Annotated in this window: 29 protein-coding genes; 23 read left to right on the forward strand and 6 right to left on the reverse strand. The window is 33.4% G+C overall.

Going from position 1 to position 21,819, the window contains the following annotated elements:
• The first annotated feature begins 29 nt into the window (after nucleotides 1-29).
• Nucleotides 30-398 carry a MerR family transcriptional regulator gene (locus BMW36_RS00900; RefSeq protein ID WP_139180282.1) on the forward strand — a complete coding sequence of 123 codons (369 nt, stop codon included), beginning with the start codon at nucleotides 30-32 and terminating at the stop codon, nucleotides 396-398.
• Nucleotides 399-421: 23 nt separating this feature from the next.
• Nucleotides 422-1,753 (forward strand): type I glutamate--ammonia ligase, encoded by a 1,332-nt coding sequence (gene glnA / locus BMW36_RS00905; protein WP_425431905.1) that lies wholly within the window; start codon nucleotides 422-424, stop codon nucleotides 1,751-1,753.
• Between the two features lie 335 nt (nucleotides 1,754-2,088).
• On the opposite strand, the gene lexA is transcribed toward glnA, so the two are convergent.
• Complete coding sequence (lexA, locus tag BMW36_RS00910) at nucleotides 2,089-2,709, reverse strand: transcriptional repressor LexA (RefSeq protein ID WP_089738053.1); 621 nt, start codon at nucleotides 2,707-2,709, stop codon at nucleotides 2,089-2,091.
• Nucleotides 2,710-2,978: 269 nt separating this feature from the next.
• On the opposite strand from lexA, the gene BMW36_RS00915 reads away from it, so the two are divergent.
• The 6 genes from BMW36_RS00915 to BMW36_RS00940 all read left to right on the forward strand — a co-directional run bounded on the left by BMW36_RS00915 (nucleotide 2,979) and on the right by BMW36_RS00940 (nucleotide 8,465).
• On the forward strand, nucleotides 2,979-3,644 hold the full coding sequence (locus BMW36_RS00915; protein ID WP_089738055.1) for a YneB family resolvase-like protein: 666 nt from the start codon (nucleotides 2,979-2,981) through the stop codon (nucleotides 3,642-3,644).
• 61 nt (nucleotides 3,645-3,705) lie between these two features.
• Nucleotides 3,706-3,930, forward strand: a complete 225-nt coding sequence (locus BMW36_RS00920; RefSeq protein WP_089738057.1) for a DUF896 domain-containing protein — start codon at nucleotides 3,706-3,708, stop codon at nucleotides 3,928-3,930.
• Nucleotides 3,931-4,078: 148 nt separating this feature from the next.
• On the forward strand, nucleotides 4,079-6,076 hold the full coding sequence (gene tkt / locus BMW36_RS00925) for a transketolase (protein ID WP_089738059.1): 1,998 nt from the start codon (nucleotides 4,079-4,081) through the stop codon (nucleotides 6,074-6,076).
• Between the two features lie 120 nt (nucleotides 6,077-6,196).
• Nucleotides 6,197-6,421: a YneF family protein gene (locus BMW36_RS00930; RefSeq protein ID WP_089738060.1), complete on the forward strand. Its 225-nt coding sequence runs from the start codon at nucleotides 6,197-6,199 to the stop codon at nucleotides 6,419-6,421.
• Between the two features lie 155 nt (nucleotides 6,422-6,576).
• Nucleotides 6,577-7,482, forward strand: coding sequence for a tyrosine-type recombinase/integrase (locus tag BMW36_RS00935; RefSeq protein ID WP_245711545.1), 906 nt, complete (start codon nucleotides 6,577-6,579; stop codon nucleotides 7,480-7,482).
• A gap of 173 nt (nucleotides 7,483-7,655) precedes the next feature.
• Nucleotides 7,656-8,465: a hypothetical protein gene (locus BMW36_RS00940; protein WP_089738065.1), complete on the forward strand. Its 810-nt coding sequence runs from the start codon at nucleotides 7,656-7,658 to the stop codon at nucleotides 8,463-8,465.
• Here the strand turns inward: BMW36_RS00940 and BMW36_RS20830 are convergent.
• A complete protein-coding gene (locus BMW36_RS20830) occupies nucleotides 8,443-8,667 on the reverse strand; it encodes a helix-turn-helix domain-containing protein (RefSeq protein WP_089738067.1) in 225 nt (74 codons plus the stop codon). The genes BMW36_RS00940 and BMW36_RS20830 overlap by 23 nt on opposite strands.
• Nucleotides 8,668-8,797: 130 nt before the next feature.
• On the opposite strand from BMW36_RS20830, the gene BMW36_RS00950 reads away from it, so the two are divergent.
• The 4 genes from BMW36_RS00950 (at nucleotide 8,798) to BMW36_RS00965 (ending at nucleotide 10,819) form a co-directional block, all read left to right on the forward strand.
• Complete coding sequence (locus tag BMW36_RS00950) at nucleotides 8,798-9,034, forward strand: hypothetical protein (protein WP_089738068.1); 237 nt, start codon at nucleotides 8,798-8,800, stop codon at nucleotides 9,032-9,034.
• A gap of 617 nt (nucleotides 9,035-9,651) precedes the next feature.
• Nucleotides 9,652-10,104: a hypothetical protein gene (locus BMW36_RS00955; protein ID WP_089738070.1), complete on the forward strand. Its 453-nt coding sequence runs from the start codon at nucleotides 9,652-9,654 to the stop codon at nucleotides 10,102-10,104.
• A gap of 190 nt (nucleotides 10,105-10,294) precedes the next feature.
• Nucleotides 10,295-10,486, forward strand: a complete 192-nt coding sequence (locus BMW36_RS00960) for a hypothetical protein (RefSeq protein ID WP_089738071.1) — start codon at nucleotides 10,295-10,297, stop codon at nucleotides 10,484-10,486.
• A gap of 63 nt (nucleotides 10,487-10,549) precedes the next feature.
• Entirely contained in the window at nucleotides 10,550-10,819 is a 270-nt protein-coding gene (locus BMW36_RS00965; protein ID WP_089738073.1) for a hypothetical protein, read from the forward strand.
• A 449-nt stretch (nucleotides 10,820-11,268) separates the two neighbouring features.
• Here BMW36_RS00965 and BMW36_RS00970 read toward each other — a convergent pair.
• Nucleotides 11,269-12,404 (reverse strand): IS3 family transposase gene (locus BMW36_RS00970; RefSeq protein WP_425431906.1). Its coding sequence is split into 2 segments (ribosomal slippage): nucleotides 11,269-12,170 and nucleotides 12,170-12,404, totalling 1,137 coding nucleotides; the frame shifts between segments, so codons are not numbered across the junction.
• 89 nt (nucleotides 12,405-12,493) lie between these two features.
• Between BMW36_RS00970 and BMW36_RS00975 the strand changes: the two genes are divergently transcribed.
• The 5 genes from BMW36_RS00975 to BMW36_RS00995 all read left to right on the forward strand — a co-directional run bounded on the left by BMW36_RS00975 (nucleotide 12,494) and on the right by BMW36_RS00995 (nucleotide 16,816).
• Entirely contained in the window at nucleotides 12,494-12,691 is a 198-nt protein-coding gene (locus tag BMW36_RS00975; RefSeq protein WP_089738077.1) for a hypothetical protein, read from the forward strand.
• Nucleotides 12,692-12,775: 84 nt separating this feature from the next.
• Nucleotides 12,776-12,958, forward strand: a complete 183-nt coding sequence (locus BMW36_RS00980) for a hypothetical protein (protein WP_089738080.1) — start codon at nucleotides 12,776-12,778, stop codon at nucleotides 12,956-12,958.
• A 28-nt stretch (nucleotides 12,959-12,986) separates the two neighbouring features.
• Entirely contained in the window at nucleotides 12,987-14,627 is a 1,641-nt protein-coding gene (locus tag BMW36_RS00985) for a DNA primase family protein (RefSeq protein WP_089738083.1), read from the forward strand.
• Between the two features lie 377 nt (nucleotides 14,628-15,004).
• Nucleotides 15,005-15,745, forward strand: coding sequence for a hypothetical protein (locus BMW36_RS00990; RefSeq protein WP_089738085.1), 741 nt, complete (start codon nucleotides 15,005-15,007; stop codon nucleotides 15,743-15,745).
• A 441-nt stretch (nucleotides 15,746-16,186) separates the two neighbouring features.
• On the forward strand, nucleotides 16,187-16,816 hold the full coding sequence (locus tag BMW36_RS00995) for a recombinase family protein (protein WP_089738087.1): 630 nt from the start codon (nucleotides 16,187-16,189) through the stop codon (nucleotides 16,814-16,816).
• Between the two features lie 398 nt (nucleotides 16,817-17,214).
• Here the strand turns inward: BMW36_RS00995 and BMW36_RS01000 are convergent, their stop codons facing one another.
• Nucleotides 17,215-17,640, reverse strand: a complete 426-nt coding sequence (locus BMW36_RS01000; protein ID WP_089738089.1) for an endonuclease domain-containing protein — start codon at nucleotides 17,638-17,640, stop codon at nucleotides 17,215-17,217.
• Nucleotides 17,641-17,708: 68 nt separating this feature from the next.
• On the reverse strand, nucleotides 17,709-18,419 hold the full coding sequence (locus BMW36_RS01005; RefSeq protein WP_089738091.1) for a hypothetical protein: 711 nt from the start codon (nucleotides 18,417-18,419) through the stop codon (nucleotides 17,709-17,711).
• 394 nt (nucleotides 18,420-18,813) lie between these two features.
• Between BMW36_RS01005 and BMW36_RS01010 the strand changes: the two genes are divergently transcribed.
• The 6 genes from BMW36_RS01010 to BMW36_RS01030 all read left to right on the forward strand — a co-directional run bounded on the left by BMW36_RS01010 (nucleotide 18,814) and on the right by BMW36_RS01030 (nucleotide 21,270).
• Nucleotides 18,814-19,008, forward strand: coding sequence for a hypothetical protein (locus BMW36_RS01010; RefSeq protein WP_089738094.1), 195 nt, complete (start codon nucleotides 18,814-18,816; stop codon nucleotides 19,006-19,008).
• Between the two features lie 116 nt (nucleotides 19,009-19,124).
• Nucleotides 19,125-19,277, forward strand: coding sequence for a hypothetical protein (locus BMW36_RS20235; RefSeq protein WP_175480313.1), 153 nt, complete (start codon nucleotides 19,125-19,127; stop codon nucleotides 19,275-19,277).
• A gap of 141 nt (nucleotides 19,278-19,418) precedes the next feature.
• Nucleotides 19,419-19,706 carry a hypothetical protein gene (locus BMW36_RS01015; RefSeq protein WP_089738096.1) on the forward strand — a complete coding sequence of 96 codons (288 nt, stop codon included), beginning with the start codon at nucleotides 19,419-19,421 and terminating at the stop codon, nucleotides 19,704-19,706.
• A gap of 97 nt (nucleotides 19,707-19,803) precedes the next feature.
• On the forward strand, nucleotides 19,804-20,004 hold the full coding sequence (locus tag BMW36_RS01020) for a YneF family protein (RefSeq protein ID WP_089738098.1): 201 nt from the start codon (nucleotides 19,804-19,806) through the stop codon (nucleotides 20,002-20,004).
• Between the two features lie 90 nt (nucleotides 20,005-20,094).
• A complete protein-coding gene (locus BMW36_RS01025) occupies nucleotides 20,095-20,799 on the forward strand; it encodes a cytochrome c biogenesis CcdA family protein (RefSeq protein WP_089738100.1) in 705 nt (234 codons plus the stop codon).
• A gap of 45 nt (nucleotides 20,800-20,844) precedes the next feature.
• Complete coding sequence (locus tag BMW36_RS01030) at nucleotides 20,845-21,270, forward strand: Na(+)/H(+) antiporter subunit B (protein ID WP_089738830.1); 426 nt, start codon at nucleotides 20,845-20,847, stop codon at nucleotides 21,268-21,270.
• A 30-nt stretch (nucleotides 21,271-21,300) separates the two neighbouring features.
• On the opposite strand, the gene BMW36_RS01035 is transcribed toward BMW36_RS01030, so the two are convergent.
• On the reverse strand, nucleotides 21,301-21,783 hold the full coding sequence (locus BMW36_RS01035; protein ID WP_089738102.1) for a DUF2621 family protein: 483 nt from the start codon (nucleotides 21,781-21,783) through the stop codon (nucleotides 21,301-21,303).
• Between the last annotated feature and the right edge of the window lie 36 nt (nucleotides 21,784-21,819).

Here is a 21,819-nt window from a genome sequence, read left to right on the forward strand (position 1 = left end):
AGGATGTGAGCGACATAGATAGACGTTCAATGCCACTATTCTCTATTGGGGTTGTAAAATCATTAACAGATTTAACTGCAAGACAAATTCGCTATTATGAGCAGCATCAACTCATTCATCCTTCACGTACTGAAGGAAATCAAAGACTTTTTTCCTTTAATGATGTTGATCGACTTCTGGAAATAAAAGAGTTGATCGAAAAAGGTATTAACTTAGCAGGCATAAAACAAGTATTATTAATGAAAGAAATGCCTAAAACAGTAGAGAAAGAAGCAGTAGAAACTCCTGAATTATCTGAAAAGGAATTGCGTAAAATGCTGCATAAGGAATTATTCGATGCTGGCAGGTTAGGTAAAACATCGTTAAGACAGGGAGAATTATCACGATTCTTCCATTAAAATATAAAGGAGAGGTAATGATCATGGGATTTACAAAAGAAGAAATTAAAAAAAGAATTGAAGAAGAAAATGTTAAATTTATACGTCTGCAGTTCACAGATCTTCTGGGAACTATAAAGAACGTCGAGATTCCATTAAGTCAGTTAGATAAAGCGCTGGACAACCAGATGGTTTTTGACGGTTCATCTATTGAAGGTTTTGTGCGTATCGAAGAATCTGATATGAAGTTGTATCCGGATTTAGATACATTCGTAGTATTCCCTTGGACATCTGAAAAAGGGAAGGTTGCTCGTTTCATTTGTGATATCTATAATACAGATGGTACACCTTTTGAAGGTTGCCCGCGTTATAACTTAAAACGCAATTTGAAAAAGGCGGAAGAATTAGGTTTTACTACATTTAATATTGGTACAGAGCCGGAATTTTTCTTATTCAAACTTGATGAAAAAGGTGAGCCAAGTTTAGAGTTGAATGATAAAGGCGGTTATTTTGATCTTGCACCTACCGATTTAGGTGAAAACTGCCGTCGTGATATTGTATTAGAGTTAGAGGAAATGGGATTTGAAATCGAAGCATCGCACCATGAGGTTGCTCCAGGGCAGCATGAGATTGATTTTAAATATTCTGAAGCTGTTAAACACGCAGATGATATTCAAACATTCAAACTGGTTGTTAAAACTATCGCTCGTAAACATGGTCTGCATGCAACATTTATGCCAAAACCATTATTCGGTGTTAACGGCTCTGGAATGCATTGTAATATGTCATTATTCAAAGGGAAGACTAATACATTCTTAGATGAAAATGGACCATTAGAATTAAGTGAGACAGCTTATCAGTTTATTGCAGGTATTATTAAACACGCATTATCATTTACTGCAGTGACAAATCCGACAGTAAACTCTTATAAACGACTTGTACCTGGGTATGAAGCACCATGTTATGTTGCATGGTCTGGTGCTAACCGAAGTCCGTTAATCCGTGTACCGGCTTCACGCGGATTAAGTACTCGTGTTGAGGTGCGTAGTGTTGACCCTGCTGCCAATCCATATTTAGCTTTATCCGTATTGCTTGCATCTGGTTTAGATGGAATTGAAAATAAATTAGAAGCTCCTAAAGCGGTTGACCGTAATATTTATATTATGGATAAAGAAGAGAGAGAAGCAAACGGAATTGTTGATTTACCGGCAACCTTAGCAGATGCACTGGAAGAATTGAAGAAAGACGAAATAGTGATAGAAGCACTTGGTGAACATTTATTTGAACATTTTGTTGAATCAAAAGAAATTGAGTGGGACATGTTTAGAACACAAGTTCACCCATGGGAAAGAGAACAATATATTCAGACATATTAATTGATAAAAACCCCTTCACGAAGTGAGGGGGTTTTTATATTTCAATAGAGTAATAAAATCTATCGCTTTATGAATTTACAAAACTGCTAATATTTTTGTTGAATACAAAAAGGATAACCGTGTAAGTAGAAATAATTTTATAGGAGTAACGGGTTACTGTCTTCCCCACAGAAACTTTTGCATTTAAATTGTGATTTTTCATTTCAAAGAATGTGTTTTATTTGAATGAGGAAATAGTTTACAAATGGCATCCTGTTTCTAAAGCAATGAATGATATTCTCACTACATTCAGTTAAAAAATTCTACATATTTCTATGTAGAATTTCACTATCAATCTATAAATGACGGTATAACCCTACTACTTTTCCTAAAATACTTACATTATCATAAATTAGGGGTTCCATCGTCGCGTTTTCCGGCTGCAGTCTGATATGATCTTTCTCTTTAAAGAAGCGTTTAACAGTAGCCTCACTATCTTCTGTCATTGCCACTACAATATCTCCATTCACTGCAGTATTCTGCTGTTTTACAATAACTTTGTCTCCATCAAAAATGCCTGCTTCTATCATACTGCTTCCTTCAATTACCAGTACGAATAGCTGATCGCCGCTATGTACATCTGTGCTGGGAATAGGTATATATTCTTCAATGTTTTCCACTGCTGTTATTGGCAGTCCTGCAGTAACTTTCCCGATAACAGGTGCAAAAGCAGCTTCAGGCTTAGGGATATCGATTTCATTGTCCTGTGTCAATACTTCAATTGCTCTAGGTTTCGTAGGATCTCTTCGAATGTATCCCTTTTTCTCCAGTCTAGCAAGGTGACCGTGCACTGTCGAACTGGAAGCTAGACCTACTGCTTGCCCAATTTCCCGAACAGAAGGGGGATATCCTTTTAAATCTACTTGTTCTTTAATATAAGCAAGGATCTGTTCCTGTCTTTTTGAAAGATTTGTCATAATCGTTACTCCTTTAACGTATGATTTGTTAGAAATATTATAACATATGTTCGCCAGAATAACAAACACTCGTTCGAAAAACACTTGACAAGAACCTTTGTTCGTATATAATAGAGGTACGAACAAAGGTTCTATGGAGGGGTAATAATGTTAAAAAAAATGTCTAAAATTGATCTATTCTATTTGATTTCTTTTGTAGCTGGTATAATCTTTTTATACAGCTCATTTATTTTTAATGTATAAAATGAAAACAAGGAGTAGTTGATCCATTGAATGCCATCATTTATTGCCGGGTAAGTACAGAGAAAGAGACACAAACAAGTTCATTAAGCAGACAAGCTGAAGAACTTACTCGATTTGCTGAGAACAAAGGCTATCATGTTGTTAAATTAATAAAAGAGAAGCAAAGTGGTTATGAGATTGAGAGAGAAGGTGTCTTTGAACTGCTGGAGCTTTTTCAGGAAAAAAAAGCTGATGTTCTGTTAATCCAGGATGAGACAAGAATAGGGAGAGGGAACGCTAAAATTGCTTTATTGCATCAATTGGGTAAAATGAATATTAATATATTGACAATTACCCATAACGGAAAATTAGAGCTTTCTGAAGGGGATTCCATGGTATTGCAGATCGTCTCTATAGTAGAAGAATATCAGCGAAAATTACATAATGCAAAGATTAAACGCGGTATGCAGAAGGCAGTAAATAATGGGTTTAATCCTGCCAAAAACCTGTCTAATCAGCATCTTGCACAAGGGAGAGAGCGGAAGTCATTTCCAATAGAAGAGGTAGTAAGATTAAGAAAAAACAACTTAACATTTGCAGAAATTGCTTCCATTTTGCGAGGAATGGGATATGATGTTTCGAAAGCAACTGTTCACAGGCGGTACCAGGAACACGAATTGCTTGAAAAAAACAAAATGAGTGATTTACAATAAAGAAAGTATACAAATTAATATGTATACTTTTTTTATTTAGTTAACGTAAAGGAGTATAATAATGCTTTCTAAAGATAAAATAGCAAGGATTAATGAACTGGCAAAAAAGGCGAAAATAGAGGAACTTAGTCAGGAAGAGAAGAAGGAACAGCAGACATTAAGGCAGGAATATTTGAAAAATGTGAGAAAGTCATTTAAAAACCATATGAAAGGAATGACAGTTATTGATCCAAATGGGAATGATGTAACCCCTGATAAATTAAAGCAACTTAAATCGAAGAAATAGTGCACACTATTTCTTCGATTTTCATACATTATTGTGCAATTAATATAAAAAATTAGCTTTTTTTGATAGAGATACTTGTCTAATCTTCATTTTCGTTATAGGATTATAGATGTGCGTACATATATTGTTTTTTGAAAGGGGAACTAAAATGTCAACTCAAATTGAACAAATGTCTATAAATACAATTCGTACATTGTCAATAGACGCAATTGAAAAAGCTAACTCAGGTCATCCGGGTTTACCGATGGGTGCTGCACCTATGGCATACACATTATGGACTGAGCATATGAATCAAAACCCTAAAAACTCTAAGTGGTTTAATCGCGACCGTTTTGTCCTTTCTGCAGGTCATGGTTCCATGTTACTTTACAGTTTATTGCACCTTGCAGGGTACGATCTGTCAATCGATGAACTTAAAAATTTCCGTCAGTGGGGATCTAAAACACCAGGTCACCCAGAAGTACACCACACTGACGGAGTAGAAGCGACAACTGGACCTTTAGGCCAGGGGATCGCTATGAGTGTTGGTATGGCTATGGCTGAAAAACACTTATCAGCAAAATATAATAAAGATGATTTCAATGTTGTCGATCATTATACTTTTGCCCTTGTAAGTGACGGTGATTTAATGGAAGGTGTCTCTCATGAGGCTGCATCTCTTGCTGGCCACTTAAAATTAGGTAAATTAGTTGCGCTTTATGACTCTAATGATATTTCATTAGACGGCGAGTTAAATAAAGCATTTTCTGAAAATGTAGAAAACCGATTCAAAGCCTATGGTTGGCAAGTAATTCGTGTAGAAGATGGAAACGATACAAAAGCAATCTCTAAAGCAATTGCAGAAGCGAAACAAAATACAGATCAGCCGACACTGATTGAAGTGAAAACGGTAATTGGTTATGGTTCACCTAACAAATCTGGTTCTGCAGCATCACATGGTGCACCACTTGGAGCTGACGAAGTTACTTTAACTAAAGAAGCTTATAAATGGGGACATGAGCCATTTGAAGTACCTGAAGATGTATATGCTGATTTTAACACAAAAGTCGTAGAGAGAGGTCAGTCAGCAGAAAAAGAATGGAACGAACTATTTGATGCATATAAAAATGCACATCCTGAACTTGCTAATGAATTATCAGCAGCAATTGATAATAAATTACCAGAAGGATGGGATAAAGACTTACCTGTTTATGAGACAGGTAGCAGTGCGGCGACTCGTGCAACTTCTGGAGAAGTATTGAATGCCATTGCTAAAACTGTTCCTTCTTTATTTGGAGGAAGTGCCGATTTAGCTGGTTCCAACAAAACTAACTTAAAGGATGCAGGAGATTTCTCAGCAGCTGAGCCTGATAAACGTAATATTTGGTTCGGTGTTCGTGAATTTGCTATGGCTGCTGCATTAAACGGAATGGCGCTTCATGGTGGATTGAAAGTATTCGGAGGAACTTTCTTCGTATTTAGTGATTACTTACGTCCTGCTGTGCGTCTGTCTGCTATCCAAAACTTACCAGTAACTTATGTGCTAACACATGATTCTATCGCTGTTGGGGAAGATGGTCCGACACACGAACCTGTTGAACAATTAGCGGCTTTCCGTGCAATGCCGAATCTTTCTGTAATTCGCCCTGCTGACGGTAACGAAGTTCAGGCTGCTTGGCGCTTAGCAATTGAATCAACTAATCAGCCAACAGCACTTGTATTAACTCGTCAAAACCTTCCTACACTTGAAGGAACAGCTGAAAATGCTTATGAAGGTGTTAAAAAAGGTGGTTACGTTGTTAGTCCGTCATCGAAAGAAACCCCTGATGCAATTCTTGTTGCTACTGGTTCTGAAGTACAGTTAGCTGTTAAGGCACAGGAAAAGCTGAAAGAAGAGGGCAAAGATGTAAGTGTAGTAAGTATTCCTTCATGGGACCGTTTTGATAAACAAGATGCGTCATACAAAGAACAAGTGCTGCCAAGTGCTGTTAAGAAACGTGTTGGAATTGAAATGGCTTCATCTCTAGGTTGGGAACGCTATGTTGGTATAGAAGGGAAAATTCTTGCTATCGATACTTTTGGTGCTTCTGCTAATGGAGATAAAGTTATCGAAGAATATGGATTTACAGTGGAGAATGTAGTAAAACACGTAAATGACTTATTTTAATGAAGTAGAAATCCTTAGCAACTATGCTAGGGATTTCTTCTTTTCCTACAAAGATTGCTTGTATTATGATTCGACATTTACTATACTGTATGAGAGAGAATTTGAAGGAGGAACAAACGGATGAGCACTATTCTATGGATTATTTTCATCGTGGTTGCACTTCTGGCCGGAGTCGCTCTCGGCTTTTTTATCGCGAGAAAATATATGATGAACTATTTAAAGAAAAACCCGCCAATTAATGAGCAAATGCTAAGAACATTAATGATGCAAATGGGACAAAAACCATCGCAGAAGAAAATCAAACAAATGATGCGCGCGATGAATAACCAGGTGGATAATAAATAATGTAACATAATTGTTGAAATAGAATCCTTGCTTATTTAAAGCAGGGGTTTTATGGGGCATATTAGGGATTATAAAAACTATGTAAACTTAATAGGCTAATTTTACAAAGCCACTCTTTCTGTTAGAAAAATTAAAGCAGAAAGGGTGGTTTTTTGTTGTTGGAAGATGCATTAAGCGAATATAAGTTCTACTGTCTTGCAAGAAACTATACGGAAAAAACGATGAAGAATAAAGGTCAAGAATACAAGCAATTGAAAAGATACTTGGTAGAGAAGAGAGGAATTCAAGAACTTGAAAGTATTACATATCATGATATGCGTTCCTACCTCTATCAAAAGCAAAAAGCTGGCTTACAACCTCAAAGTATTCAAAGTATGGCGAAACAGATTATTGCTTTTTTTAATTGGTGTATTAAAGAAGAATATTTAACTGAAAATCCAATGGATAAAGTTACTTTACCGAAAATACCGAAGAGGTTAAAAGAAGGTTTTACAAAGGATGAAGTATACAGAATGATACGTTGTTGGAGTGATAAAACTTTTCTGGAAGCAAGGAATAAAACGCTTATTGCAATGATGAGTGATCTTGGCTTGCGAGCAATGGAGACTAGAACATTAACCATCGAAGATATAAAAGACACCACTATACTTATCCATGGTAAGGGTAACAAAGATAGAGTTGTGTTTGCTTCTTATCAGTTAAAAAGAATAATGATGAAATATGAACGATTGAGAAAACAATACCTTGAGGTTAAGGGATACGATGATCCACATTATTTCCTGAATTATAAGGGTGATCCAATTACTCATGCTACTGTTCACAATGTGGTAAAAGAGGCAGCCACGAGAGCAGGAGTTAAGGACGCACATCCTCATAAATTTCGTCATTTCTATGCGGTTGAGGTAATCAGCAACGAAAAGGCAAATATTGATTTATTTAGTGTTAGCAAACTTTTGGGGCATTCTCAAGTATCTACTACCCAGATATATCTACAATCATTAACTAATGAACAATTAAAAATAAAAGCAAATAACTCAAGTCCATTGGCTAAATTCAAATAAAAAATAGAGGGCAGGAGTTAGCGGCTCCAAACCCTCATTGGCACACGTGTAGAAAACGTGTCATCTAAACTAACTATATTATAACAACTCTTTTCCAAAATGTATAGTTAAAAAATTCTGCACGTCTGCCCATTTTATAGAACAAACGTTCTTATATAGGGAGGCGGATCACTATGTATCAATCCAAGATAGAATCGTTTAAATCTTATTCCAATTTTAAGTCTTTAAAAGACTTTAACAATAACGTCGAAATGTTTTTAGCCTGCCATAAGCAAGATTTTACTAAATCAGAATATATCGCTTTTAGAAGATTAACTAAGTTTTGCGCAAAAATATTTGGTGTGTCCAATGCGCGTATAGATACTATTGTACAAGCTACCAAAGACGATAATGGTGGTATTAGCCGATCTACGTTTAAACGTATGGTAAAAAAAGCGAAGAAATTGGGTATCTTATCAGTTCATGAGTTGAAACGTGCTAATCAATCGCAATCATCCAATCTTTATGTATTTGAATCTTTTCGGACTTCAATTGAACCACCGATTGAAAATGCAAAGAACGACCAAAATGCTATTTTATCAATGGCTGTAACAACTCGAATAAATGAGCAATTGAACCGCCATAAAACTAGCAATAATTCTAAAACTAATAATCTATTAATTAATACGTATTATGCAAAGCCATATCAGGCTATCTCAGAGGCTATAAGAATATTTTTAGGTTATGACTCTAAAAAGATAGCAAGTCGGTTGTATGGGGTTTATTTAGGGCAAACAAAGTCACTTAGAGCAACAGAATATTACACCAATGAGGGACAAGCTGAATTAATTGAAGTGGCTATTTCCGCAATACAGACAACATTTCTTGCGAGTAAAAGAAAAAGCATCCAGAACATTGCTGGATACTTTAATGGAGTTTTAAGTAAGATGCTTGATGATTTAATGACATTAGATATGTGTATTATAGGTTCCGATTATCCGTAGGTACAAATTCAATTATGTCTACTGTTTGGCACTTAAATATATGGCATAGATGCTCTAATGTCTCAAACTGTATACCTTTTACTTTATCGTTTAATAAATTACTAATGGTATTACGATGCAATTCATTATTCGATTTTCTGACAAGATCAGAAGTGGTCATATCGTGCTTATCCATTAGTTCTTTTAATTTAACTTTTATCATTTAATCATCTCCCTATATAAAATATACAACATACTGTGCAAAAATAAAATATTTTATTGACGTGCACAACATAGTGTGCAATAATAATACCATGCACAACATGGTGTGCGAATGAAGGGGAGGAAAATAAATGAAAGTATCTGAGAAGTGGATCATATTCACAAGTGATCAAGATTATTTTTTATTTGACATTCATGAAGTATCTAAACAAGAAGATTATTTGCGGCAAGAGAATCAGAAGTATCGCACAATTTTTTATCTAGATAATGTTGCCACTAGCTATAAAGCTGGCAAGGGGTTAATCCCTATGACAAAAGAAGAAGAGCAGGCAATTATACAAAGCATTAAAGGTGATTGCAATGTCTAAGTCGCTAGCTGACTATCTGATGTTGATCTTATTCGTCTCAGCCATATCAATTTGAAAGAAGGTGAAAAAGTGAATGAAGTACATCCGATAATATTAGAAAAGATTGTGCTTGAAATGTTCAAAGTGAAGTTGGAAAGGTAAGTAAGCTAGAGAATTGGAGATAGAATAATATGGTGCTTATATATCATACAATTTAGGCTTATATGATGAAATAGATCAATTATTTAAATCCTTTTCAGGAAAAATATTTTCATAAATTTTAAACTTTACTTGCAGAAGTGGGAAAATTTACTTATAATATAGATATGAGTATCATTTTTTACGAAATAACAAATAGGCTTGCTAAATGTTGAATTTTAAACAAGCCTTACTGTGAGTATTAAATTAGTAACGTGTTTTCTTAGTGATATATGTTTCCGAACAAGTTGTATTGCCGTACATCTTGTTCCACACTATTTGTACCTTGAAAATTTTATATCCAAATAAACAAGGAATTAGGTGATAAATTCAAAAATACGCTTTTTAGTACATTTTCGCTAATTATTATTATACAGACATTTTTTTAATTGTCAACTATTCAACTATTCAAAAATTTAGTAACAGAGGAGAAAATAAAAATGAATACAGAAGGAATGGTGCAAATGACTCAAAAGCAGAAGTTGTTCTATTTATTGAAAAATATCCACACTAAGCAGTTGCAATTATTGGATTATCTCCTACAATCAGAAGAAGATGTGTGGACTTTTAACAATGAATTTCTTCATCATACAAAAAATGTCGTGTCTGACATATACCAATTTAGGTATTATAAACGCACCCATTTTGAGATATCGTTGGAAGAGTTTTTATCTAGCTACAGATTAGATAAAAAAACAGCCCTTGAAATATTATTCTATCATCCGATTACAGGACATGATTTAAGATCCTGTGATGAAAGTGGAAAGTCTCCGGAAGAATTGTACAATCTATCAATAAAAAATCCAATGCACACTATGATTGGGTTGGTGAAAGATTGGGATATATTAGAATCGGAAATAAATATTAAAACCAAGTTAGAATCCTATTTGTAAATTATAATTAGAGTGCCTGTGAGTACCATAATTCCTGTTGAATTCAGGGTTTTATGGTACTATTTTTAATCTTGTAAGATTTATTGTTTAGTTTTTGCTCAATATATAAGTATAGATAAAAAAATAAATTGAATCTCAGCTTGCAGAAAGTTTTGAAACTTGGTTTAATCACTAAAAAGGAGCAATGTAGATGAATAAATTTAATGAAAAAGTAGATCAACTTGAATATACGCAGATGCAGGAAGAGGGGCTGTTCTTACTATTAAATCAATATTTGAAAGATAACAGGAAAAGGAAAGACTTTGTAAATTATTTAAGAGAGAAAAAGGAGTATGGTTTTGACCAATGCGACATTGCTCAAATCATTCTGGATTTTGAATGATGTGATGATTTTGCGGTACATTTGGTGCACCACGAAAATTTAAATATTTGGAGGAATTAACTATTGAAAACAGTATTTGATCAAATTATGAATGATGAAATCTTTAAGAAACTAGTGTTAATTGAGTTCGGATTTAGTGAAATTGAGCCAAGGGAAGTCGAAGAGTGGTTTAAATGTGAATATCCAATGGAATATGAGGAATTTAAGCAAGTTTTCAAAAATGGAAATGTAGTTGGGTTTAATCCTAGATTAGTTGAAGCAACCACACCAGAAGAAAGAAACGAAATATTAGATAAATTTTTTGCTAAATTAGAAGGAGGTGACAAAGAATAAACAAGCTTTTAGTTCATGTTAAAACAGAAGACAACCAATACATTGGAATGAAGGTGTTAGATAATGGTTATAAGCCAATATTAAGCGTTTCTAGTGGTTCATTCAGCTTGGACAATGATCTTATCATCTAAGCTACAAGAACACTCAGAAAACGTCTGAAAGCCGAAATATTAATGCTTGGAACAGTGTACGATTACTTAACGGAAATAAATTAATCGCTTATTTTGGCTAAGTAAGAAAACAAAAATCAAATATTAAAGGAGTGGATCTACGTCAAGTTTCTGGACACAAAAAGATTAAGTTTTTTGCACAACAACCATTCATGGAGTGTCCCAAATTAGATTGTCAAAGTGAAAAGAGCCTTTGACAATCTAATTGGGACGTGGAGAAAGAAACCCATGGATGTTGCGCCAAAAAAATGTGAAGGGAATAACTTCCTCACCCATATATTAAGCTGCTACACGACACATTTTTTCATACTCATCGGGTGTGACATAACCGATGCTGCCATGAATTCGTTTGCGATTATACCAGCCTTCAATGTACTGAAATAGGGCCATTCTCGCAGTCTCAAAGTTTTCATATTGGGTTCGATAGACTTCTTCTTTTTTCAGGGTGGCGTGAAAGGATTCAATGCAAGCATTGTCATAGGGACATCCTTTCCGACTGAATGACGCAATCATTTCGTGGTTTTTTAGTTGTTCTTGAAATGCTTCACTGGTGTATTGCGTACCTAAATCGGTATGAATAATCAGACCTGGTTCTGGCTTTTGGGCTTGCACGGCGTTTTCCAAAGCCTCAAGAACGAGTTCTGTTGTCATCGTGCGAGAAAATTTATAACCAACGATTTTCTTTGTATGCAAATCGAGTACGGATGCTAGGTAGCACCAGCTATCTCGAAGTGTATGGATATACGTAATATCAGCTACCCATTTTTCATTAATCGATGTCGTTGTAAAGTCCTGTTCTAGTACGTTTTCACGCTCTTCTACTGGTGTTTGTGTAGGTGTTGGACGAAACTTTTTCGTGATGTTTGATTGAATACCTGCTTGTTTCATAAGACGTTGAACCCTTTTCAAGCTACATGAATAGCCTTCTTTTAAAAGTTCTCTATGAATTTTTGGTGCGCCATAGCGACCTTTGCTTTCTTTGTGAATGACTTTAATACGTTCTAGTAGTTCTTCGTTGGCTACGTGATAACGATTAGGCTTCTTATGAAATGACTGATAATACGTACTTCTAGGCATCTCTAAAACGCGACACATCACTTGAATGGGATGATGTTCGCTTTCACTTGTAATGTGGTCGATTAGTTCCTGCTCATCTATTTTCTCGCGAATATGGTCATAGCCTTTTTTAAGATTTCAAGCTCCTGTTTTAAACGAAGATTTTCCTTTTGGATAGCCTCCACGTCGGACGCAGTTAACTCCTGTGTCCCCTCAATTGGAGAGTGCTGCTTAATCCATTTATAGATGGTTACTTCTGAAACACCATATTCGCTAGAGAGTTGGCTGACCGGCGTACCTGAGCGATAAAGCTCAACTACAGTTTGTTTGAATTCTTGGTTATAACGTTTTTGACTCATAATACGGACACGACCTTTCGTTAGTTCAATTTTAGTGACTTAACTAAGTTGTGTCCATATATCTATACTACAACCAGAGAATGGCATAAATGGAAAATAGTACGAACGATAAAACAATTAACATAACTGAGGTTGTTGCAAATGGTGCGAAAGATTATATGGACTATATTGATATAGTTTCTTTTGACGATTTTCTTAATTTTGCAGATGACAAAATAATCCATGACATAGTGAAGAATGAATATCCTGAAATTTACAAGCAAATATTACTCGATAATGAAGTTTAATCCAATATAATACTGAAAGGTGGTGATGCCGTTGATTGTCCGATAGCTGTTGTAGGTAGTAAAAAAGAAAAATGAGGGGATAAAATGAAAAAGGAAAATAATTACTTCTTTTGCTATAGCAAAGATTTATCAAACTTTTTAAAAGCAAATGGAATATCTTACATAACAAAATCAATTAATCCTAAGAATAAATTAACTTTTACATTATTTGAAAAGGATAATCAACTAATTTCAACTTTAAAAGATTACAAGGTGCAAAATCAATAATTACAAATAAAAAGGGGCAATTTAATATATGGAAAATACGGAATATCTTAGAATCAATCCATTTGGAGGATGGGAAATAAAAGGGAATAATTATGAAATTCCAATAAAGAGTGAAGTCGTAAAAAGGAAATATCCAGAAGAATACGAAAAGCAAATTGCTAATGGACATAATAAAGATTTTTTATGGGAAACCATATTAACTAAAGAAGATTATCAGAATAAAGATCAAGTATTTCAGCAATATGTTGAAAAATGGAAGCCTAAACTTGAAAAAGAATTACATAATAATATTGAAAAATCAATACATAATGAGAAGGGAACGAAAGAATCTTATGAAATTTCAAACAACAAAAATGAAATAAATTATAAAGGGAATAAATGGGATGTAAAGAATTTTTTTAGTAAGGAAAAGAATAAATTTCTACCATCTAAACTAGGTCAAGCAATAAATGAAGAAAAACATACTTTCTTTGATGGTAGCACCCTTTATTTTTATGAGAATGGTGTTTACTTACCTAATGGTGAACCTAAGATAAATAATGCTATCCAAAGAATATTGAAAGATGAAAGTTCTTCACATAGAAAAAGAGAAGTAATTGATTGGATTAAAACGAATAACGATATTAGAACTTCAAGTATTAAAGTGAATCCTGATGATGGTTGGATTAATGTAAAGAATGGTTTGCTTAATCTAGAAACTAGAGAATTAAAAGCACATACACATAAAAGAGTATCAACTGTTCAATTGCCGATTACATATGATCCTAAAGCTAATAATTCAATTGTAAGTGATTTTATTGGAAGCATCGTACATAATGAAACAATTCCATTAATCTATGAAATGATTGGATATATTTTAACAAATGATACGAAAGCGCAAAAAGCCTTCATATTACATAGTAGTGGTGGAAGTGGTAAATCAGTAGTAGTTAGCATGTTACAAGCATTTGTTGGTAAAGGTAACTATTCTACTGTTCCAGCACAAGATATTGACGGTGACAAATTTAGTGCAATTCGCTTAAAAGATAAAGTGTTGAACATAGTAGATGATATGAAACGTCAACGCTTTGCAGATACAGGTAAGTTTAAATCATCTGTTACAGGTGGCGAAATATTGGTAGAAGAAAAAGGCAAACCACAGGAAATCATTAAACCAATTGCAAAGCACATCTTTTGCATGAATGCTATACCTGATTCTAGTGATATGTCTGTTGCATGGTTAGATAGATGGATAATGATTCCACTTCCATACCGTTTTAGAGGTGGCAAAGGCGAAGATAAAGATTTACCTGAAAAGCTGACAACTGAAAAATCGCTATCCACATTGTTAAATGTAGCGTTGAATGGGTTGGATAGATTGAGGTCAAACAATTATCGATTTTCAGAAAATGAACATACTGAAAAGATGAAAAACGATCATATGAAAGAATCTAATCCTATTGAGTTGTTTGTTGATGAAATTTGCCAATTGAAAGATGATGCGGAGATTATTGGTGACATTTTATTTAAATCCTATAAAACATACTGCGAAGAAAATGGTTATAGACCATTATCGAAAATTAAATTTAATAAACAAATAAGAAATACATATGATTTGGAAAATCCAAGCGATTACAGACCAAGAAAAAATGATAGAAAGCCGACATGGAGAGGAATTTGTTTTATTTAAAGGTGGTACATACTTTTAATAAATGGTACATACTTTTGGGGGATTGGCACATACTTTCAAAAAAATGTGTTCCACCTCTATCCTTGAGCTATAAGGGTTTTAAGGGTATTGGTACATAGTATCATACTTTTTTCTAAGTCAGTGTAGTTTAAGAAATAATAACATACATACATAAAAGATTATATTATATATCGAGTTGTTGAATTTTATGAAACTGTGTACCACTTTTGTCCTATTCATTGGGAGAGTATAGGTATAGGTGACACATACTTTCAAAAAGTGTGTTCCTTCTGTGTACCACTTGAAAAAGCGTGTACCACTAAAACAATACTATTCAACAAATAAAGTAAGTATTACTAAGGTTAGGAGAAATGTAAATGGCAACAAACAATCCTCATTACATATTCAACAAGGAAGATTTTCCGTATATTGAACAGATTTATGAATTTGATCAAAAATATAATAAAGATAAAGATTTAATCTATCACATGACATTTACGGAGTATTGGGATGATGTAAATAAACACGGTATTACTCCTCAAGCAAAATATAGAATTTATCCAATCTCAAAAGGTTTTATGGACTATAACAGAATAGGAGCTTACAACCATGTGCAGGCTTTAATGAAGTATTACATTAAATTTCTGCCTTTTCATTTAGACATCACAAATGAATATGTTCAATTGCTTTTTTCGTTACTAAACAAGTGTGTGCGTCAATATGTACCATATAAACCTAGAACTTATCTAACCGATGATATAAGCTATTACATTGATATTTTTTATCCTTGTTATGAACAACAAGTAAAAGATAATGGAACATTTAAAATAGTTGCTTTTGAAAAGACAGATTTACAACTTGTAAAGATGATACGTGTTAAGCAAGATATTGCTCGTTTTTTTGTTGAAGAGAATTTAAGGGTAAGGAAAAATATGGATATATTATATGAATTTGATGAAAATATGGATGACACTATAAAAGAATTAATATTATCAGTTGGTGAAAAAGTAGAGAATAAGGAATATATTACGTTTAACACAATTCCAATCGATCTAGCAAAATATATCATTCATATTGAAGATGATGTAGTTGTAGAAACAGAAAATAAGAAAATATAAACATATCAGGATATGAGCGGTTGCTTGTATCCTTTTTTATTTATATATAGTCTTATTTCTTTGTTATGAACAAGTGTTCTCTGTGTAGAATGGTGTTATCGAAACGATAGCATTTAGTACTCCTTATAAACGTTGATATGACAATGTTTTACTATTTAATAGTATTTGCCGGAAAGTGGGTGAAAGCATTGATATATAAGGGTTTTAGTCGAGTGTTGTTCGAGTGCATAACGATAGGTGTTTATTATTGATTACGTTGAAGCGGATTGGTTTTTAATAGCGTTTATTTAAGTGTACCTTTACAAACTATCCTAATTATAGTGTTTACTATGTTTTTATAGGTGTATAAAACATTTTACAAACGTTTATAAATTATTGTTGACCTTTATAAACTATTTGTGTATAATTAAGATAACAAATAAAACAAAGGGATTGAACGATATGACAACAAAAACATTTGCTTACATACGTGTATCAAGTAAAGAACAGAATGAGGGTAGACAAATAGCGGAAGTTAAGAAGTTAGGAATTGATGAAAGAGATATTTATATTGACAAGCAAAGCGGAAAAGATTTTAATAGACCCGCTTATCAGTCATTAAAGCATAATTTACGTGAAGGTGATTTGCTTTATATCCATTCGATTGACCGTTTTGGTAGAAACTCAAGAGAGATCATGAACGAGTGGAAAGAAATTACTGAGGATATAAAAGCAGATATTAAAGTTTTGGATATGCCTTTATTAGATACAACACAGTATAAAGATACATTAGGAACATTTGTAAGTGATTTAGTATTACAAGTATTATCGTTTGTAGCGGAACGAGAAAGAGAGAATATAGGAAAGCGACAAGCGGAAGGCATAGCACTAGCAAAGGCACAGGGTAAGCATTTAGGTAGACCGCAATTAAACATAGATACATTAAGCCAGAACCAACAGGAAACATTAAAAGCAAACTATGACAAGTGGAAGGCAAAAGAGATAACAGGTGTAGAGTTTATGAAGCTACTGGAACTAAAGAAGAACAGTTTTTACAAAGTAGTGAAGCAGTATGAACAACAAATAGGGTAGTGGGAGCAAGCGCACAAATAATTAAGGAATTGAATTTAATAGCGGATTAATTAGAAGGGTAGTTTATGACTACTCTTTTTTATTGTCCATGTAAGCCACAAACAAGCCCAGAATAGCCTATTTAGCATATATAAGGGTATATGAAGGGGTATAGATAAAATAATGATTTTATAAGGCTAGGGGGGGATAAAAAACTTATGAATGTTGATTTATCTTAAAATTAAGTTGTAGCACTTCTACTTCCACACGCTGGTAGAAAATTTAATCGATACGGTAATTGTTGGGGAATTTTAGAGATGTCTAAATCGTGATTTACCCTGTCCATACATTGGATGGGGTTTTTTGTTTTATTTCCCTCAATAAAAAGTTTACTACTGTTCAAGACTTTCCTTAATTTTTTAAATTATCCCACTTAAATCCCTATTTATTTTACTCCCCGAAAACCTCAATACTGTCCATCCTTTTCGCTTCAAACACCTATCTCTTTTCCTGTCATGTGCCTTTTGTTCCGGTGAAGAGTGGTAAGCCTCCCCATCACATTCAATTGCAATCATTTTAGAAGGTAATGCTAAATCAATCCTATATTTACCTACAGAATATTGTGGTGTGGGGTGTAGTCCGTATTGTATTAATCCCTTATATACCTGTCTTTCAATGTATGATTCACATTGTGTGATATTAAATTCATAAACAGATATCGGTTTTCCTTTGTCTTTTGGATTAATTCCAATTACAACATAGATGTAAAGTATTATTATTAAGGCAATAATAATGCAATCAAATTCATTTATGACATCCTCACTTTTTAGCTTGAGTATTGCCATTTAACATAATTTTAGTCATTCGTTAAGTAAATTGGTCTACACCCACAATAGATGATAGTAAATCTAATTTAATTTTCAATTGCTTGTTCTAAATAAATTCTATTTGCTTCGCTTTCACTTATACCAAATTCCTCACTTGCCATTTTGTCAATTATGGGATCATGTATTTCTGGTACGTATTCTTCACCCTGATTTGTAATTTCTGAATATTTATTTTCCATAAATCGATAAATATCTTCTCTTCTTTTCTCTTCTTCATTTTTCTTTGTTTCTTGTATAAATTTGTTATTTTGTTCATCTGTTCTGTAAATTTCTACATCATTAATTACTAGACTATATTTGTGTTCATCCCATTCGTCTAGAATATCCATTGAGTAGCTATTACCCTGTGTTTCTAAAGTAATTTTACCAAGTTTAAAAATGTCGGATTTACCTGCATAAGAATAATCATCATTTGCTTTAATATCATCGATCATTGATCTAAGTAAATGAAATTTTTCCTCATTTGATAATGTATCTAACTTCTCTGTGGAATCAATTGTTATATCTAAAAAATACCCTGTTCTTTTAAAACCTTGTGAATAACCCCAGTCTTCTTTTCTTCCACTAAACTCAATATCTGTCACATAGTTCGAGTGTTTTTCATTGTAAAGTACATTTCTAAAATTCTCTAATTCCAGCTCTTTATCATCTGGCAAACCTTTTACTGTTTCGTTATTACTTGTACAACCAATTAAAACGATAGATAGTAATAATGATACTGTGAGTGTTTTAAACATATAAATCCCACCTCTTTATTCAAATTACATATTAATTTATTTCCAATTCTTAATCTAATAGTTGATATTCCTTTAGTAAACAATCTCTCATTTAAATAATTTTCTCATCATTCGACATGTAATTTTCCCTGCCACACGTTTTCCAACCCTTTTACCGACTTTTCTTTTTCTAATTGCGTCCACATCATTCCATATTCTCAATATCTTGTATATTTTTGATTTGAGGCTCAATCATTAAAACCCTCCTTTAATCCTATTTTACCATATTTTTCTGATATATGATTAAAAAAGACTATAATCGCCAAAAATTCTACTATTTCTTGCAAATATATAATATAATTGAACTATGTACAGGACGCTTTATTGTTGAATCGTATTATTAGGAGGCAGATATATGCTAAATTACAGTACTGTTTATCTAGAAGTTGATAAGGATGCAGAAGAAGATACATACAACATAAACCATCTAATAAAAACCTATGCTGAAGACGACTGTCCATTTATTAGCATGACATCGAGAGTGGAAAATGGGGAAACGGTTGGCTACTTTTTAGTATTTGATGTGCACGCAGATGGAAATTATCAATAGTTTTTATTAGTCACTTTGATAAGTGGCTTTTTTTGTATTTCCTTTTTCAATAAGGGAATAATGTTATTAAGTAGTTAGATTACTGAATCCTTTTGTTGATTAAGTGAGGTATGAATATGAGTAAAAAAAGGAAACATTACACATTCAAAACAACCATTATAAAAGATGAATCAAAACTAGAAGACGAAAAAGCCGTAGATCAAGCTTTAAAATTATACATAGATAAAATAATGGAAATTGCTACAAAGAAAAAAGATGAATCAGACTAATCTCAGAGGATGGGGATTAAATTGCCTGTCATTCTTTTTACAATCACCCAAAAATCATTTATTTCTAAATCCTCATTTATCCCCCCTAACAGCATGTATATAATTTCATGCTATAATAGCAAGTAAAAAGGAGTGGGGAAAGTGGAAAATGAAAAGCTACTCATGCAGATATTAGATGAAATTAAAAGTATGAAAAATGAAATTGTAGGGGTCAAAGGTGAAGTTTCAGGGATAAAAGAAGAACAAAAACAGACTAATAGTAGATTAGATAGAATGGAAAAGAAACTAGATATGGTACAAGAACAGACAACAAACCTCACGGAATACCATACAGAAGTAATAAACAGATTAGATAGCATAGCAACAAAAGAAGATATGCCATATATGAACCAGAAGTTAGGAAGGATAAGTCAAAGGTTATTACAGTAAAAATATGTTAATTTAGATAAGGTGACTCTTTCAGAAATATATATAATAAGGTAGAAACTTGATAGAGAAAGATCAACCATTTTAGGAAAAGTAAAATATAAGCAAACTATATCTTTTCTTGATTGGAGGCACTATTTATGGTATATTTTACTCAACAGAAAGAGCGGTTTGCATAGTATTTATAAATCCTATTATATCCATGCTAAGAACATTAATGATGCAAATGGGACAAAAACCATCGCAGAAGAAAATCAAACAAATGATGCGCGCGATGAATAACCAGGTGGATAATAAATAATGTAACATAATTGTTGAAATAGAATCCTTGCTTATTTAAAGCAGGGGTTTTATGCTATTTATAGAACAATTATGATTTGGAGTGACTGTATTGACTGATCTAAATGTATTTATAGCCTTTGGGGCTGGTTTCTTATCATTTATCTCACCATGTGTGCTGCCATTATATCCTGCATTTTTATCCTATATTACAGGAATGAGTGTCAACGATATTAAAGAAGAACAAGGAATGTTTAATTATAAAAGTGTGATTCATACACTATGTTTCCTTATTGGTTTTTCGAGCATTTTTATATTATTAGGATTTGCTACAAGTTTTATTGGAGAATTTTTATTTAGATGGGATGATTTAATTCGACAGGTTGGTGCAATATTAATAATATTCTTCGGTTTAGTAATTGTCGGTATACTTAACTTTTCTTTTTTAATGAAAGAGAAAAAATTTCACTTCAAGAACCGACCAGCAGGCTTTATCGGTTCAATAATTATTGGAATGGCATTTTCTTTAGGCTGGACTCCATGTACAGGGCCGATTTTAATGGCAGTTATCTCACTTGCTGCAACAGATACAGAAGCCGGAATAGCACTAATGACTGCCTATTCACTAGGATTTTCAGTGCCGTTTTTTATATTGGCTTTCTTTATTGGAAAAATGAAATGGATTAAAAAAAATTCTCATAAATTGGTTAAAATCGGAGGATATGTTATGATATTTATGGGGTTCTTTCTATTCTTCGATTTAATGACTAAGTTAACCTCATTTTTAGCAAGTTTCTTCGGTTTTCAAGGGTTTTAAATTATACATAAGTGAATAGTTTAGAGGGGAGTTTCATTATTTATGATGATAAGAACAAATGATTTAATTTTAAGGACAATGACAGTTCTCATTTCGTTTATTCTTTTGGGGTTTTCTGTTTATATTTTTTTAGCTGGTCATAATGCGCCAGGTGGCGGATTTATTGGTGGACTAATGACCTCCGCTGCCATTGTTTTGATGTACATGGCGTATGGATATGAAGCGGTTAATAAAATATTGCCAATAAATTACCGTATATTAATAGGCGTGGGATTACTCATTGCCTTAGCTACAGCTATTGGATCTTTCGTCTTCGGACAGCCGTTTTTAAGTCAGACTTTTGATTATTTTCATATTCCTGTTTTTGGTGAAGTGGAATTAGCCACAGCAACTTTGTTTGATATTGGCGTATATTTAACTGTTATTGGAATTTCACTTACTATTGTACTAACAATTTCAGAGGATCAATAAATAAAAAAACGCAACGACAGCGCAGAATTTCTAGGAATTTCTTTGCCCTTTCGTTGCGTATTTTTTATTCCTGTAGTTTTCAGGAGATAAATCAAACAAGTGAATATATTGTTTTAAATCGATGTTTTTTTCAGCCAGCTTCTTTTTAAGAAATCTATGATCTCTTTTTGGGGTAGCTAGTATATATCCTTCTATGAGAAGTTTCTCTGTTATAGTTTTTTGTTTGCGTTCAAGTGCGAGCTGACCGACTCTTGCTGCTATTTTCTGACGGGCAACATCACGGAATAACTCAGGTACAGGCGAAACAAGGTCTTCGAGGAAGTCTTTCTCTGGCTGTTGCCATAAATGGATGGACCGTTCCATATAATACTTTTCCCAATCAAGATCTGATTTTCCGTCCTGTTTTGGCAAACTTTTTAAAAATTTCCGGAACATAAAAAAACCGCCAATCGCCAGTAAACCAATTAATATAAAGGACCATGCTACGATAAACATGGAGAAACCAAAAGACATACAAATCCCTCACACTTCTTTTTGATAAAATCACTA

It is taken from the genome of Gracilibacillus ureilyticus, from assembly GCF_900111195.1.
Classification (GTDB): Bacteria; Bacillota; Bacilli; order Bacillales; family Amphibacillaceae; genus Gracilibacillus; species Gracilibacillus ureilyticus.